This is a genomic window from Rheinheimera texasensis DSM 17496 (genome assembly GCF_000711985.1).
Classification (GTDB): Bacteria; Pseudomonadota; Gammaproteobacteria; order Enterobacterales; family Alteromonadaceae; genus Pararheinheimera; species Pararheinheimera texasensis.
Map to the genome: position 1 here is coordinate 293,453 of NZ_JONU01000008.1, position 14,825 is coordinate 308,277.

The window sequence follows — 14,825 nt, forward strand, 5'->3', positions numbered from 1 at the left end:
GTGGTGGCCCCAGCTGGACTTGAACCAGCGACCAATCGATTATGAGTCGAGTGCTCTAACCAACTGAGCTATGGGGCCAGCGTGCAGACAGGCGTCTGGTTGGTGAAGCGATGGCAGTATATGGATTTTTTGTTGCCTTGTCACCGCACAATCGTCAGTTGAAACAGTTGATTGCTTAAATTTCCGGCAAAAAAACAGGCACCCTCGGGTGCCTGTTTTACGACAACTGCGGTTAGACGATTACTATTCGTCCAGGAAGCTCTTCAGCACTTCTGAGCGGGAAGGGTGGCGCAGCTTACGCAGCGCTTTGGCTTCAATCTGCCGGATCCGCTCACGCGTCACGTCAAATTGTTTACCTACTTCTTCCAGCGTATGGTCGGTATTCATATCGATACCAAACCGCATGCGCAGGACCTTGGCTTCACGCGCTGTCAGGCCAGCCAGAACTTCATTGGTGGCGGCTTTCAGGCTTTCCATTGTGGCTGAATCCAGTGGTGATTCTGAAGAGTTATCTTCAATAAAATCACCCAGATGCGAATCTTCGTCGTCACCAATCGGTGTTTCCATCGAAATAGGTTCTTTGGCGATTTTCAGCACTTTGCGGATCTTGTCTTCCGGCATGCCCATACGCTCAGACAGTTCTTCCGGCGATGGCTCACGACCCATTTCCTGCAGCATCTGCCGTGAAATACGGTTCAGCTTGTTGATGGTTTCAATCATGTGTACCGGGATCCGGATAGTCCGGGCCTGGTCGGCGATAGAGCGGGTAATGGCCTGACGGATCCACCAGGTGGCGTAAGTCGAGAACTTATAGCCACGGCGATATTCGAACTTATCAACTGCTTTCATCAAACCGATGTTGCCTTCCTGAATCAAATCAAGGAATTGCAAACCACGGTTGGTGTACTTTTTCGCAATCGAGATCACCAGACGTAAGTTGGCTTCAACCATCTCTTTTTTCGCACGGCGCGCTTTGGCTTCACCAATCGACATCCGGCGGTTGATGTCTTTGATTTTGAAAATCGACAGACCGGTTTCTTCTTCAATCTTGCGCAGCTTGTCGGTTGAACGCACCAGCTCTTCACGCATATCAGCCAGTTTGGCTGAATATGGTTTATTCGCCGCGATTTCAGCGTCAATCCAGGCACTGTTATTTTCATTGCCGGTAAAAGATTTCAGGAAGTTCTTCTTCGGCATTTTGGCGTATTCAACGCAATGCTTCATGACGATACGTTCCTGCACACGTACGCGGTCCATCATCTCGCGCATGTTTTTGACCAGACGGTCAAATTGTTTTGGTACTAAACGGAAGCAACGGAATACTTCAGACAGTTTGTCGATTTCGATTTTGGTCTGCGCGTGTTCACGGCCGTTCTCGATGATCGATTTACGGGTGATGTCATATTGTACTCGGAGCTCGCCAAATTTCTCCCGCGCCAGTTCCGGATCCGGACCTGTATCGGCTTCGTCAGAGTCACCGTCTTCGCTTTCTTCGTCGTCACCGGAAATATCGGCGTCTTCGTCAGCCAGTTCTTCTTCCGGTACATCAGAGCCGATGTGAGTAGCTGTTGGCGGCAGATCATCGACTTCATTGGGATCAACAAATGCAGTGACGATGTCGCTTAAACGGATTTCTTCGGCTTCAAATTTGTCCCACTGTTCCAGCAGGTAAGTGATGGCTTCCGGGTATTCTGCGACCGACGTTTGCACCTGGTTGATGCCGTCTTCGATGCGTTTAGCGATGTCAATTTCGCCTTCGCGGGTCAACAGTTCTACAGTACCCATTTCGCGCATGTACATCCGGACCGGGTCCGTAGTACGACCGAGCTCTTTGTCCACGCTGACCAGCGCTTGCGCGGCTTCTTCCGCGGCGTCTTCGTCAGGGGTTGCGTCCGACATAATTAAGTCATCTGCATCAGGTGCGGTTTCGCAAACCTGGATGCCCATGTCGTTAATCATGCGAATAATATCTTCGATCTGGTCAGAGTCGATGATATCTTGTGGAAGGTGATCGTTTACTTCAGCAAAAGTTAAATAACCTTGTTCCTTACCTTTTAAGATAAGAAGCTTTAATTGCGACTGAGGATTTTGCTCCATAGAGGCTGCTCTTCCACCCGATATAGTTAGTTTTCAAAAATGCGAATGCGGGATTATAACAAAGCGCGGCTTTTCTAGCCAGCAAAGGCCCCACTGCTTCACGGTTATTTCGTCTTAAATGCCTTTAGCAACATGGCATATTCCTGACGTTCGGCCAGACTGAGTTTGCTCAGCTGGTCTTTGCGTTGTAAGGCTTCCAGCCGTTGCTGCAGATACTGGTCTTCAATAGCTCTGAAGGTATCCAGAAAATCCGCAGTTAATTGTTCATCCGCTACCTGATGTTCCCATAACGCCAGTTTGCTCAGAATGTTGTACTCGACGGCGCCGCGCCAGTGTTCCAGCAACTGTGCTGTAGTCAAGTCTGGCTGTTCCAGTAACTTGTGCTGCAGCGCCAGCAAAATTTCAATGCCCGGCAAATTGGCCTGCGCCAACTCCGGCGCTTGCGGCATCACGGCAGCCAAAGCCGGATGCTGCAGCAGCAAAGCGATAGCCCTGCGCATTGGTGTGATTTTAGTCGCCGTCGTCACCGCCGGATTGGTTTTTGCTGTTTTTACTTGTGTCGGCGAGCTGCGTGGTCTGCCAACTAAATTTGCCAGGCGCTCCTGCAAGGTATCGCGATAAAACTCGCTGGGCACCTGCTGTATGAGTTCGTTAGCCCTGTTCCACAAGGCGGATTTGCCGGCATCGCTGTTGACGTCCATTTCGGCTAACAAGTGTTCAAACAGATAATTACTCAATGATTGTGCTTGCTGCAGGCGACTGACAAAGGCGTCTTTGCCTTCTTTACGTACCAGCGTATCCGGGTCTTCGCCATCCGGTAAAAACACAAATTTCAGTTCAACACCATCTTTCAGATGAGGTAACGCGCTTTGCAGTGCACGCCAAGCGGCGTCACGACCGGCACGGTCTCCGTCATAACAGCACACTACAGTCGGCGTATAGCGAAACATCGTTTGCATATGATCGCCGGTCGTGGCTGTGCCGAGGCAGGCGACCGCAAACTCGATGCCGAACTGCGATAATGCAACTACATCCATATAGCCTTCTACGACCAGCAACATCGATAAACGTTCCTGCTGCTGGCGTGCTTCATAAAGACCATACAGTTCGCGGCCTTTGTGGAATAGGCGGGTTTCCGGTGAATTCAAATACTTAGGCGTGCCGTCGCCCAAGACCCTGCCACCAAAACCGATAACCCGGCCACGTTTATCGCGGATAGGAAACATCAGGCGGTCGCGGAAAAAGTCGTATTCCCGGCCGTTATCATTACGGTTGGTCAGTTTCAGCTCAAACAGCTGATCACGACCAGCGCGCGTCGTAGCCAGTTGTTTGAGCAGTAAATCCCAGCTATCCGGGGCATAACCGATGCCGTATTTCTGAATGGTGTCGGCCGATAATCCGCGTTTGGCAACGTAGGCGAGGGCACTTTCACTATTTTGCAGTTGCGCCTGATAAATTTTTGCCGCTTTTTCCATCTGGCTGTAATCATCAGCACTGCCTTGCTGGTAGGCTTTTTGACCACCCTCACGCGGTACTTCCAGATGATGCATTTTGGCCAGTTCTTCAATAGCCTCGACAAATTCAAGTTGTTCAAACGCCATCATAAAACTGATGGCATTGCCGTGCGCGCCGCAGCCGAAACAATGATAAAACTGTTTGTCAGCGCTGACGGTAAAAGAAGGGGATTTTTCGCTGTGGAATGGGCAGCAGGCCGCGTAGTTTTTACCGGCTTTTTTCAGCGGAACGCGCTGATCAATCAGCTCGACGATGTCGGTACGGGCCAACAGGTCGTCAATAAAGGGTCTTGGGATTTGTCCTGCCACCTTTTTCCTTCCTGCTCAAGTGCTTATGCCAGAAAAAGACAAACCGTGCGCGAGGGCACGGTGTTGCAGTTTGCAGCTGAATATGGTGACAGACCTGGTTGTTTCGCGATTTAGCTTAATCGGGATTTGACTAAGCCGCTCAGCGCACCCATGTCGGTACGGCCTTGCGCTTGTGGTTTCAACCACGCCATCACTTTTGCCATGTCCTGCATGCCAGCTGCGCCTGTTGCATTGATGGCCTGCGTTAACAGGTCATCCAGCTCGGCAGCTGTCAGGGCTTGTGGCAGAAACTGCTCGATCACGGCGATTTCAGCCAACTCAGTGTCGGCTAAATCTTGTCTGCCGGCAGCGAGATATTGCGACGTCGATTCTTTACGCTGCTTGACCATCTTGGTTAATACAGCCAGAACGTTCGGATCGTCGGGTTGGATTTGCGCGTCAATCTGGCGTTGTTTGATCTCAGCCAGTGCCATGCGGATAGTGCCAAGACGTACTTTGTCTTTGGCCCGCATGGCGTCTTTCTGCGCTTCCTGAAGTTGCTCGAGCAGAGCCATAGTCAGCGGTAACAGGTCTTAGTAAAGCTTGATGCGACGAGCGTTTTCGCGTGACAGCTTCTTCATGTGACGTTTCACAGCAGCAGCTTTTTTACGCTTACGAACCCAAGTTGGCTTCTCAAAGAACTCTTTAGCGCGAACGTCAGCCAGAACACCGGCTTTTTCGCAAGAGCGTTTGAAACGACGTAATGCTACGTCAAACGGTTCGTTCTCTTTCACTTTCACTACAGGCATTAAAATCTCACCTCGGTTGATAGGACACCGCGACCCGGTCAGCGGCTAACCAATACGTTTAAAAATGGTGCGGCATTTTACTCAAAGAGCGACGATAAAGTAAAGCGATTTGGTGGGTGACTGGTGCTGAATGGCTAAAACCGTTACAATCCGCGGCTTTGGGCCTGTTGCCAGAGGATATTCATGCGGGTTTTAGGTATCGAAACATCCTGTGATGAGACCGGAATTGCGATCTTTGATACGGAAAAAGGCCTGATGAGCCACATTGTTTACAGCCAGATCCCAATACACGCGGACTACGGCGGTGTAGTCCCTGAACTGGCGAGCCGCGATCATATCAGAAAAACCCTGCCGTTAGTCAAACAAGCTTTGGCTGAGGCTGGTTGTGGCGCCAGCTCTATCGATGGCGTCGCATATACTGCGGGCCCTGGTCTCGCCGGTGCATTGCTCGTCGGTGCTGCGATTGGCCGTAGTCTGGCCTTTGCCTGGGGTAAGCCGGCTTTGGCTGTGCATCACATGGAAGGCCATTTGCTGGCACCGATGCTGGAAGCCAATGCACCACAGTTTCCGTTTCTGGCCTTATTGGTTTCAGGGGGGCACACACAGCTGGTGCGGGTCGATGGGATTGGCCGATATCAGTTACTCGGTGAGTCTATTGATGATGCGGCCGGTGAAGCCTTTGATAAAACCGCCAAACTGATGGGGCTGGATTATCCCGGCGGGCCATTGCTTGCCAAACTGGCAACTTTGGGCGATGCCAAAAAATATCCGTTTCCACGGCCAATGACTGACAGGCCCGGCCTTGATTTCAGCTTTAGCGGGTTAAAAACTGCAGCAGCCAATGTCATTGCTGCTGAGGGAAAAACGCCGCAGGTACAGGCCGATATCGCTGCATCATTTCAGCAGGCCGTAGTCGATACGCTGGTGTTAAAATGTCGCCGTGCATTAAAAGAAACTGGCCTGAAACGGTTAGTTGTGGCCGGTGGCGTCAGTGCGAATCAGTCGCTACGGCTGCAACTGGCGGACCTGATGCAATCGATGAAAGGTGAAGTGTTTTATCCGGGCAAAGAATTCTGCACCGATAATGGTGCCATGATTGCTTATGCCGGCTGGCAGCGACTAAGAGCAGGCCAAGCGCAGGATCTGTCGATTGGCGTGACACCACGCTGGCCGATGCAACAGCTGCCGCCGGTCTGACAAATTCACCAAAAAAACGCCTGAAAATTCAGGCGTTTTTCTATTCTTTTGGCCGCTTGGTTTTGTCCCAGACCTTGGATTCAGTGCCGTGCCACAACCGCAATAAGTTTTGCCGGTGGCGGAACACAATCAGAATACTGAGCATTAATACTGGGATAGTATACAAAGGCTTGATAAACCAGGTGAAAATAGGCGCCAGGCTCACGGTGACAATGGCGGCAAACGAAGAGTACCCAGTTGCCCCAATCAAAATGATCCAGGTGGCGATCAATAAACCCGCTAAATCGAGTCCAATCGGCATCATAGTGCCAAAAGCTGTTGCAACGGCTTTACCGCCTTTAAAACCAAAAAACAACGGATAGATGTGACCGAGACAAGCACAAATCGCAATCATGCCCAGATAAAAAGCTTCTATTTTCAGGAAATAAGAACCCCAGACCGGGATAGTGCCTTTTAGCACGTCGAACAGCAGCACCAGCACAGCGGGCAGGGTGCCGCCAAGGCGCAGGACGTTGGTTGCTCCGGGATTGCCAGAACCGTGCAGGCGCGGATCGGGCAGGCGAAATAATTTGCTAACAATCACCGCAGATGACACTGAGCCACAGAGATAGGCTAACAGCATCATCCCGCCAATCAGCGGGGTCATTAATGAAGTTCCTCAGTTATTGATTTTGCGTTAAAATCCGCCTTTACCGGCGGGGCCGGAGGCGAGGCGCTCAGATTATAGACTTTTCATATCTTTGCCTATCCGACCAGCCCATGAATCTCCAGTTTCTTTATAACAGCGGAATAATCTGATGGATATCGTTTTTGTCAAACAACTGGCGATTGATGCTGTGATCGGCGTTTACGAATGGGAAAAAACGATTCAACAGCGGCTGTTTTTCGATTTGGAACTGACCACAGACATTCGTGCCGCGGCCAGCGACGACGATTTACGTCTGACGCTGGATTATGCAGTGGTTTGTCAACGCGTTACAGCTCTGGTACAGGCTGAACCGGTCGAGTTGATTGAAACATTGGCTGAACGGATCGCCGCAATGTTGTTGCAGGAATTTGCCACCAGTCGGGTGCAGGTTCAGGTAGACAAACCCGGCGCAGTGCCTGCGGCCCAGACTGTTGGTGTCCGCATTACCCGGAGCCGTCAGTGATGGCCAGAATTTACATCAGTGTTGGCAGTAACATCCAGCGCGAAACTAATATTCGCGGTGCAGTCGCTGAGTTAGCGCAAGCTTTTGGGCCTCTGTTATTGTCCTCTGTCTATGAAAGCGAAGCCGTCGGTTTTGTCGGAGACGCTTTTTACAACCTGGTCGTTGGTGCAGACACCTGCCTGGATGTCGCCGCAGTTGTCAGTGTGTGTAAGCAAATTGAGGACAATTATGGCCGGGTGCGTGATGGAGTGAAGTATTGTGGCCGCAGTCTGGATCTGGATCTGTTGACTTATGACCAGTTGATAAGTACTGAACCTGTTGAATTACCGCGCGCTGAGATCCTGCAAAACGCTTTTGTGCTGCAACCGCTGGCTGAATTAGCGCCTGACACGTTACATCCGCTCACACAACAGTCTTATGCTGCCTTATGGCAAGCCTACCGGGTGCCGCAAAAACTGTGGATTGTGCCTTTCGAGTTTTAATGCGGGCTAAAGCCCGGCACGTTTCCTGTTGCTGAATTTGAGACGCCATTAACAGCTATTTACATTTATGTGGCGGCTTTTTGTGCGTTTCTCTGTCGTGGACTGCGATAAACCGTGTTATTTTATACAGGTGTTTTTCGGTGGTTTCCCAATGAGTCCTGAAATCACCTGACACACCCCCCTTATAACGCAACCTTGGCTCTTAATATGAAAATCCTGAAACCTGTGTTGATGTCTCTTGTGATCACCGCTGTGCTGGTCGGTACCGTCGTTGCCGTCAAAATGGACCAGTTTAGTGTGATGGCCGAAGGTGGTGGCCAGATACAACCACCGGAAACAGTCTCTGTCTTTGTTGCTGCTGAGCAACAATGGCCCAATACCTATACAGCTATCGGTACTGTCGAAGCAGATGAAGGCATCATGATTTCTGCACAAGTGCCTGGCAAAGTGAAAAGAATTACCTTTCAGTCCGGTGCTGAAGTCAAAGCCGGCGATGTGCTGATTGAGCAGGAATCGATTAATGAAGCGGCGCAGTTAAATGCGGCGCAAGCCCGCTTAAAACTGGCCAAAACCAGCTATCAGCGCATCAAAGAGCTGAAAACCAACAAACTCGCCAGTCAGAGTGAACTGGATACCGCCCTGCAACAAGTCGAATCGGCACAGGGTGATGTCGATGATTTAAACGCCACCTTACAGAAAAAACTGATCCGAGCTCCATTTGATGGCCGCGTGGGTATCCGTCAGGTCGACCTGGGCACAGATTTGCAGGTCGGCACTGCCATTGTATCGCTGCAGGCAACCAACCGAGTGCGGGTGAATTTCCCGGTTCCGCAGGACTGGCTGAGTCAGATGAACACCGGGCTGCCGGTCGAAGTCGCCACCGGCGGCCGCACTAATCAAGTTGTGACAGGGGTTGTGACGGCGATCGGTACTGAAATTCATCCGGAAACCCGCAACGTCACAGTGCAGTCGTCGCTGGACAATGCCAGCAAATCGCTGGTGCCAGGCATGGCGGTAACCACCACAGTGACCCTTAGTGACCCGCACACAGTGTTAGCAGTCCCAGCCGCATCCATCATTTATGCGCCTTACGGTGATACGCTGTTTGTCGTCGATGAAAAAGACGGAAAGTTAGTTGCCCGTCAGCAATTTATCCAGACCGGCAAGGCGCTCGGTGACTTTATTGAAGTGGCCAAAGGCTTAAAGGCCGGTGAAAAAGTTGTCAGTGCTGGCGCTTTTAAATTGTTTAACAACCAGGCTGTGGTGATTGGCACTAAACCAACACCGGAATTCAAAGCTAATCCAACGCCAACTGACAGTTAAGGCGCCACAGGCAGGTTTGTATGAAATATACCGATATTTTTATTAAGAAACCGGTACTGGCAATAGTTGTCAGTCTGCTGATCCTGTTGGCTGGTATCCAGTCGCTCAGCAGCCTATCTGTGCGGCAGTACCCACGCAGCGATATTGCGGTGATCAAAATCACCACAGTGTATATCGGTGCAAATTCTGATGTGATCCGCGGTTTTATCACTTCGCCGATTGAGCGTGCTATCGCGTCAGCTGGCGGCATTGATTACATCGAATCACAAAGCAGCATGGGCGTTTCGACTATAACGGCGCACCTGTTGCTGAACTATGACCCGTTAAAGGCAATGACAGAAATCAGTGCCAAAGTGAATCAGGTGCGCGGTGAATTGCCACCGGAAGCGGAAGTGCCTTCGTTGGCGATTGAAGCTGCCGACAGCCAGTTCGCTCAGGCGTACTTAAGCTTCAGCTCTGACATCCTGGAACAGAACCAAATCACCGAGTTTTTGACCCGTTCAGTACAACCGCGTCTAATCGCTATCAACGGTGTGCAAAAAGCAGAAATTCTCGGTGGCCGCACTTTCGCAATGCGGATTTGGCTGAAGACCGAAAAAATGGCTGCGGTCGGCGTAACGCCGGCTGAAATCCGCGCGGCGCTGCAAGCGCAAAACGTGCAGGCGGCTATCGGTCAGACCAAAGGCAGTTATACCCAGGTCAATTTGAATGCGAACGCTGGCCTGACAAACGTTGAGGATTTCCGTCGTATTGTGGTGCGACAAAATGCCGACGGCGTGATCCGCCTGGCTGATGTCGCTGACATCGTGCTTGGGGCTGATGATTACAGTGTCGAAGTGAATTACTCCGGTCAGACTGCAGTATTTATGGGCGTGTTTGTCGCGCCGAATGCCAACAGCCTGGAAGTTATTCGCAATGTCACGGCTGAGATGGAGAAAATCAAAGCGGATTTACCGGCAGGTTTATCAGGTGAAGTCTCTTACGATGCCACCAAATATATCGATGCCGCCATTCAGGATGTGATTAAAACCCTGGCTGAAACGCTGATTATCATCATTATTGTAATTTTCCTGTTCCTCGGTTTCAGCCGTTCCGTGCTGATCCCGCTGGTTGCGATCCCGTTATCGTTAATCGGTGCCGTGTTTATCATGCAGCTTTGCGGTTTCTCACTGAACCTGCTGACCTTGTTGTCGATTGTATTGTCGGTCGGTCTGGTCGTTGATGACGCGATTGTCATGGTTGAAAACATCGAGCGGCATATTCAGGAAGGTTTAAAACCGTTTCATGCATCGCTGGTGGCAGCACGTGAACTCGCAGGTCCCATCCTGGCGATGACGGTCACGCTGATGTCGGTGTATATCCCCATCGGTCTGCAGGGGGGGTTAACCGGGACTTTATTCCGCGAGTTTGCCATTACGCTGGCTGGCGCTGTGACTATCTCGGCTATCGTCGCTGTGACTTTATCACCGATGATGGCATCGCGGATGTTGTCGCCACACCGCGAAATTAAAGCGCCATTATCGAAGATTTTTGACCGCTTTTCGGCGTTTTACAGCCGTAAGCTCAATGCTACTTTGGAAAACCGCATCGGCGTTTACCTGTTCTGGATTTTTATCTCGCTTAGTGTGGTGCCGCTGTACATCATGTCGAGCAAAGAGCTGGCGCCTACAGAAGATCAGGGCGTTATCTTTGGTATTGTCGACACACCGGCGAACTCGACTATTGATCAGGCATCCTTTTACGGCAAGCAGGTCAATGAAGTTTTTATGAGCGTGCCTGAAACTGACTTTACCTTCCAGATCACCTTCCCGACCGGTGGCTTCAGTGGCATGGTGACCAAACCATGGTCTGAACGTGAGCGCACCACGACAGAAATTCTGCCGGATGTGCAGCAGAAACTTGGCGAAATTGCCGGGGTCCGGATCCTGCCGATCACACCGCCTTCATTACCCGGCGGTGGACAGTTCCCGATTGAGTTTGTGATTGCGTCTACTGCCGACAGTCAGGAAATTTATGACTACGCCTTAAAATTGCAGCAGACGTTTACGGCGAGCGGTAAGTTCTTCTTCCCGCCGATGCTGGATATGAAAATTGATCAGCCAGAATATCAGCTCAATATCGACCGCGAAAAGGTTGCCGATTTGGGGCTGGATATGCGCACTGTGACGCAGGATTTAGGCATTCTGCTGGGCGGTGGCTGGGTCAACCGCTTTAACAAAGATGGCCTGAGCTACAAAGTGATCCCACAAGTGAAGCGGATTGAACGGTTAACGCCGGACGATCTGACCAAGCTGTATATCACGGGGCCGGACAACAGCATGATCCGGCTCGACCAGATAGCCACACTGACGCATTCCACAGTGCCGCGCTCGATTAACCGGATGCAGCAGTTGAACGCAGTGAAAATCTCCGGTGTCGGCGCGGGCTCGCTGGACGAAATGCTGAAGTATATGGAAACCGAAGCGCGTAAGATTTTACCAGCAACTTATACCATCGATTACACCGGCGAATCGCGGCAGCTGAAGCGTGAAGGCAATACGTTCCTGCCGGCATTCCTGACGGCACTGACGATGATTTTCCTGGTGCTGGCAGCGCAGTACAACAGCTTCCGCGACCCTATAGTGATTTTGGCGGGCTCTGTGCCGCTGGCGATGTTTGGTGCGTTGATTTTCACCTTCTGGAAAATGTATGCCCCTATTCCACATTGGACAGACGCGATTAGCAGTACGCTGAATATCTATTCGCAGGTGGGTTTGGTGACGTTAGTAGGCCTGATCGCCCGTAACGGTATTCTGGTGGTGGAATTTGCCAATAAACTGCAGGAAGAGGGCCGCGCCAAAATCGATGCTATTCGCGAAGCCTCTGTACTGCGCTTACGTCCGGTATTGATGACCAGTATCGCCACTATTGCCGGCCATACGCCGCTGATTTTCGCGGAAGGTGCAGGTGCCGAAGCGCGCAATTCGATTGGTATCGTTCTGGTGTTTGGTATGACGATCGGCACTATCTTTACCTTGTTTGTACTGCCGTCGATTTATGTATTGCTGGCGAAAGACCACCAGAAAGACCTGATCCGGCAGGCGGAACTCGAAGCAGTTTAATCTGTGTAATGAAGCAAAAAGGGCAGCGATGGCTGCCCTTTGTTTTTCCGGTGTAGCCCTCCACAATCTCTGTGAGTAATCCCGGTATTTCTGCTATTGGAGCAGGCTTAAACCACTGAGATTTGTGTCAGATGCTGACGGATATGCAGCTGATGCGCCGCCTGAAAATCAGCATGACTCAGCGTGCCATAAGCAAAATGCGGCGCTAAGGTTGTTGCCGCAGCAAATTCATCCAATGCCTGTAATAAGCCTGCGAGCGCAACTTGTGGATCTAAACCGGCATCCAGTTCGGCCATACCTGGGATCGCTTCATCGAGCGGATGACGCATGGCACCGGCGGCTTTAAAGCCTTGCAGCGCTAAAGGCCCGATGCTGTGCACAAACCACCAGCTGCGCTGTTGCGGATAGCCTTGATAAGAACCGCGTACACTCTGCGCCAGATGCTGAAAAATCTGACTGACATTCCAGCTGCCGCTGCTGTGCAGGGGCTTACCGGACATTTGCTTCAGTTCATTTTGTAGTGCCGTTAAATCCGCCACAAAGCGGCTGCCGGCCAGATAAAGTCCGGCCACACTGGCAGCGGTCACTGCTGTACCTGCCAGCAAAAATTTACGCCTGTTCATTGGTTATTTTCCTGAAAGAAGAAATTTGTTGTTGTACAGCATCCAGCCGCGCTGCCGCGACAGCCTGTTTCATTGCTTCGCCTTTGTGGCCGGCAGCGACCAGCGCTTTAATATCGACAGCCCGCGCAGCTGTGGCTAGGCTGCGCAAATATTCTGCCTGCGGATACTCCGCCTGCTCAAAACCGGTACGGCCGCGTAAATCAGCGATACAGCAAGTCAGCAGCAATTCCAGCCGTTCTGGTTTGCGCCACAGATCGATGCCATCAAACAGTTTCAGTACAGTGACAGCCCGCAGTTCCAGTGCTTTGTGTATCAGCTGATGATATTCACAGGCAAGCAAAGCCAAATCACGGCAATCGTTTGGAATACGCAAACGCTGACACATGGCTTCGATGAGCGGCAATCCGCTGTGTTCGTGGCCATGATGCGAAGGCCAAAGTTCCGGCGCAGTCAGGCCTTTGCCAACATCGTGACACAACGCGGCGAAGCGCACGTCCAGGCGTTGCGATAGCAAAGCGGCTTGCTGTAGCACCAGCATGCAATGCACGCCGGTATCAATTTCCGGATGCCATCGTGGCGGATTCGGTACGCCCCATAATACCGACAACTCCGGCATCAGCACTTCAAGTGCGCCAACTTGTTGTAATAATTCAAAATAAGCCGCAGGTGTAGTTTCCAGCAAAGCGCGGGCGGTTTCCTGCCAGACACGCTCTGCGGTCAGGTGCTGTAATTCGCCGCTGCGACTGAGCTGCTGCATCAAGGCTAAGGTCTCTGCGGCGACAGTAAAACCGCGGTCGGCAAACCGTGCATAAAACCGTGCCACCCTTAATACCCGCAACGGGTCTTCAACAAAAGCAGCAGACACATGGCGCAGCTTTTTATCTGCCAAATCCTGCTGGCCACCATAAGGGTCGGTGATGACACCTGTTTGCGGGTCCTGCGCCATGGCATTGATAGTCAGGTCACGGCGTAACAGGTCCTCTTCTAAGGACACGTCCGGCGCGTAATAACAGGCAAAGCCGTTATAACCCTGGCCTTGTTTGCGTTCGGTACGCGCCAGGGCATATTCCTGTTTGGTTTTGGGGTGGATAAATACCGGGAAATCTTTGCCGACCGCCTGATAACCTTCGGCCAGCATTTGCTCCGGTGTGGTGCCGACCACCATAAAATCCTGGTCCTGGCATGGCAGTCCCAACAAAGCATCACGCACGGCGCCGCCGACAAGATAAATCTTCACACGCTTTCCTGACAGGTGATTTTTTGCCATTATAACGCTCCAGCAACAATTGCGCTCCAGGTCTGAGCAGGAAGCCATGTACACCGCATTTTTTGGCCTGAACAGCCAGCCGTTTTCCATCGCGCCCAACCCTGAATTTATGTATCTGGGCAATCGCCACACTGAGGCGCTGGCGCATTTACGTTATGGGCTGGGCGATGCAGGGGGCTTTGTATTGCTGACCGGTGAAGTGGGGACCGGTAAAACCACGGTATCGCGGTGTTTGCTGGCCGAGTTACCGGCCAATACGCAAGTGGCTTTTATCCTCAATCCGACATTATCTGAACTGGAACTGCTGGCGGCGATTTGTGATGAGCTGAAAATCCGCTACAAAAAAACCGATGCCAGCCTGAAACTGCTGACCGATAAAATCACCGGCAAACTGCAAAAAAACCATCAGGCCGGCATCAATACCATTCTGATCATCGACGAAGCGCAGCATCTGCAGCCGGCAGTGCTGGAGCAGTTGCGGTTGCTGACCAACCTGGAGACCAATACCAAGAAATTGCTGCAGGTGATTTTAATTGGTCAGCCGGAGCTGCAGCAGTTATTGCAACGGCAGGATTTACGTCAGTTAGCCCAGCGGATCACGGCGCGGTATCACTTAATGCCGCTGACCTTGCCTGAAGTGAAGTATTATGTCGAACACCGGCTGCAGGTGGCCGGTTGCAGCAGACCGGTATTTACCGAAGCGGCGCTGAAAAAATTATTTGAATTTTCCGGTGGTATTCCACGTCTGTTAAATTTGCTGTGCGACCGCGCTTTGTTAGGCGGCTACAGCCAGCAAAAAGCCCAGGTCGATGGCCGGTTAATTGAACTGGCAGCGGCGGAAATTCTGGCGATTAAGCCGGCTGCCGCCAAAGCGACGTTGCCGGTCTGGCTTTGGCCATTGTTGTTTGTGTTGTGTCTGGCGCTTGGCGTCAGTCTGTCCTTGTTATGGTTACAAACCTCAGTTTAACCGGAG

Annotated in this window: 13 protein-coding genes and 1 tRNA gene; 6 read left to right on the forward strand and 8 right to left on the reverse strand. The window is 51.6% G+C overall.

Annotation, left to right across the window (positions count from 1 at the left end; genetic code table 11):
* Nucleotide 1: 1 nt before the first annotated feature.
* The 5 genes from Q399_RS0107270 to rpsU form a co-directional block, all read right to left on the reverse strand.
* Nucleotides 2-78 (reverse strand) — tRNA-Ile (locus tag Q399_RS0107270).
* A gap of 165 nt (nucleotides 79-243) precedes the next feature.
* Nucleotides 244-2,097, reverse strand: a complete 1,854-nt coding sequence (rpoD, locus tag Q399_RS0107275) for an RNA polymerase sigma factor RpoD (protein ID WP_031567237.1) — start codon at nucleotides 2,095-2,097, stop codon at nucleotides 244-246.
* Between the two features lie 104 nt (nucleotides 2,098-2,201).
* On the reverse strand, nucleotides 2,202-3,920 hold the full coding sequence (gene dnaG / locus Q399_RS0107280; RefSeq protein ID WP_031567238.1) for a DNA primase: 1,719 nt from the start codon (nucleotides 3,918-3,920) through the stop codon (nucleotides 2,202-2,204).
* Between the two features lie 110 nt (nucleotides 3,921-4,030).
* Nucleotides 4,031-4,474, reverse strand: coding sequence for a GatB/YqeY domain-containing protein (locus tag Q399_RS0107285; RefSeq protein ID WP_031567240.1), 444 nt, complete (start codon nucleotides 4,472-4,474; stop codon nucleotides 4,031-4,033).
* Nucleotides 4,475-4,492: 18 nt separating this feature from the next.
* Nucleotides 4,493-4,708, reverse strand: coding sequence for a 30S ribosomal protein S21 (gene rpsU, locus Q399_RS0107290; protein WP_031567241.1), 216 nt, complete (start codon nucleotides 4,706-4,708; stop codon nucleotides 4,493-4,495).
* Nucleotides 4,709-4,891: 183 nt separating this feature from the next.
* Between rpsU and tsaD the strand changes: the two genes are divergently transcribed.
* Nucleotides 4,892-5,905 carry a tRNA (adenosine(37)-N6)-threonylcarbamoyltransferase complex transferase subunit TsaD gene (gene tsaD / locus Q399_RS0107295; RefSeq protein WP_031567242.1) on the forward strand — a complete coding sequence of 338 codons (1,014 nt, stop codon included), beginning with the start codon at nucleotides 4,892-4,894 and terminating at the stop codon, nucleotides 5,903-5,905.
* Between the two features lie 40 nt (nucleotides 5,906-5,945).
* On the opposite strand, the gene plsY is transcribed toward tsaD, so the two are convergent.
* Nucleotides 5,946-6,551: a glycerol-3-phosphate 1-O-acyltransferase PlsY gene (gene plsY, locus Q399_RS0107300; RefSeq protein WP_031567243.1), complete on the reverse strand. Its 606-nt coding sequence runs from the start codon at nucleotides 6,549-6,551 to the stop codon at nucleotides 5,946-5,948.
* 151 nt (nucleotides 6,552-6,702) lie between these two features.
* On the opposite strand from plsY, the gene folB reads away from it, so the two are divergent.
* The 4 genes from folB to Q399_RS0107320 all read left to right on the forward strand — a co-directional run bounded on the left by folB (nucleotide 6,703) and on the right by Q399_RS0107320 (nucleotide 11,962).
* Nucleotides 6,703-7,056, forward strand: coding sequence for a dihydroneopterin aldolase (gene folB, locus Q399_RS0107305; protein WP_031567244.1), 354 nt, complete (start codon nucleotides 6,703-6,705; stop codon nucleotides 7,054-7,056).
* Nucleotides 7,056-7,538: a 2-amino-4-hydroxy-6-hydroxymethyldihydropteridine diphosphokinase gene (folK, locus tag Q399_RS0107310; protein ID WP_031567245.1), complete on the forward strand. Its 483-nt coding sequence runs from the start codon at nucleotides 7,056-7,058 to the stop codon at nucleotides 7,536-7,538. The genes folB and folK overlap by 1 nt, the downstream gene beginning before the upstream one ends.
* A gap of 207 nt (nucleotides 7,539-7,745) precedes the next feature.
* Nucleotides 7,746-8,861 carry an efflux RND transporter periplasmic adaptor subunit gene (locus Q399_RS0107315; protein ID WP_031567246.1) on the forward strand — a complete coding sequence of 372 codons (1,116 nt, stop codon included), beginning with the start codon at nucleotides 7,746-7,748 and terminating at the stop codon, nucleotides 8,859-8,861.
* A gap of 20 nt (nucleotides 8,862-8,881) precedes the next feature.
* Nucleotides 8,882-11,962 (forward strand): efflux RND transporter permease subunit, encoded by a 3,081-nt coding sequence (locus Q399_RS0107320; protein ID WP_031567247.1) that lies wholly within the window; start codon nucleotides 8,882-8,884, stop codon nucleotides 11,960-11,962.
* A 107-nt stretch (nucleotides 11,963-12,069) separates the two neighbouring features.
* Here Q399_RS0107320 and Q399_RS0107325 read toward each other — a convergent pair whose 3' ends face one another.
* Entirely contained in the window at nucleotides 12,070-12,585 is a 516-nt protein-coding gene (locus Q399_RS0107325; protein ID WP_031567248.1) for a DUF1569 domain-containing protein, read from the reverse strand.
* Nucleotides 12,572-13,822 (reverse strand): multifunctional CCA addition/repair protein, encoded by a 1,251-nt coding sequence (locus Q399_RS0107330; protein ID WP_031567249.1) that lies wholly within the window; start codon nucleotides 13,820-13,822, stop codon nucleotides 12,572-12,574. The genes Q399_RS0107325 and Q399_RS0107330 overlap by 14 nt, the downstream gene beginning before the upstream one ends.
* 76 nt (nucleotides 13,823-13,898) lie before the next feature.
* On the opposite strand from Q399_RS0107330, the gene Q399_RS0107335 reads away from it, so the two are divergent.
* Entirely contained in the window at nucleotides 13,899-14,819 is a 921-nt protein-coding gene (locus tag Q399_RS0107335) for an ExeA family protein (RefSeq protein ID WP_031567250.1), read from the forward strand.
* Nucleotides 14,820-14,825: the final 6 nt, after the last annotated feature.

What these genes read in the sequence shown, in the direction of transcription:
- Q399_RS0107285 (WP_031567240.1), bottom strand. Translation starts at nt 4,474, where the DNA reads ATGGCTCTGCTCGAGCAACTTCAGGAAGCGCAGAAAGACGCCATGCGG.
- Q399_RS0107335 (WP_031567250.1), top strand. Translation starts at nt 13,899, where the DNA reads ATGTACACCGCATTTTTTGGCCTGAACAGCCAGCCGTTTTCCATCGCG.
- tsaD (WP_031567242.1), top strand. Translation starts at nt 4,892, where the DNA reads ATGCGGGTTTTAGGTATCGAAACATCCTGTGATGAGACCGGAATTGCG.
- folK (WP_031567245.1), top strand. Translation starts at nt 7,056, where the DNA reads ATGGCCAGAATTTACATCAGTGTTGGCAGTAACATCCAGCGCGAAACT.
- rpoD (WP_031567237.1), bottom strand. Translation starts at nt 2,097, where the DNA reads ATGGAGCAAAATCCTCAGTCGCAATTAAAGCTTCTTATCTTAAAAGGT.
- Q399_RS0107315 (WP_031567246.1), top strand. Translation starts at nt 7,746, where the DNA reads ATGAAAATCCTGAAACCTGTGTTGATGTCTCTTGTGATCACCGCTGTG.
- Q399_RS0107320 (WP_031567247.1), top strand. Translation starts at nt 8,882, where the DNA reads ATGAAATATACCGATATTTTTATTAAGAAACCGGTACTGGCAATAGTT.
- folB (WP_031567244.1), top strand. Translation starts at nt 6,703, where the DNA reads ATGGATATCGTTTTTGTCAAACAACTGGCGATTGATGCTGTGATCGGC.
- rpsU (WP_031567241.1), bottom strand. Translation starts at nt 4,708, where the DNA reads ATGCCTGTAGTGAAAGTGAAAGAGAACGAACCGTTTGACGTAGCATTA.
- plsY (WP_031567243.1), bottom strand. Translation starts at nt 6,551, where the DNA reads ATGACCCCGCTGATTGGCGGGATGATGCTGTTAGCCTATCTCTGTGGC.
- Q399_RS0107325 (WP_031567248.1), bottom strand. Translation starts at nt 12,585, where the DNA reads ATGAACAGGCGTAAATTTTTGCTGGCAGGTACAGCAGTGACCGCTGCC.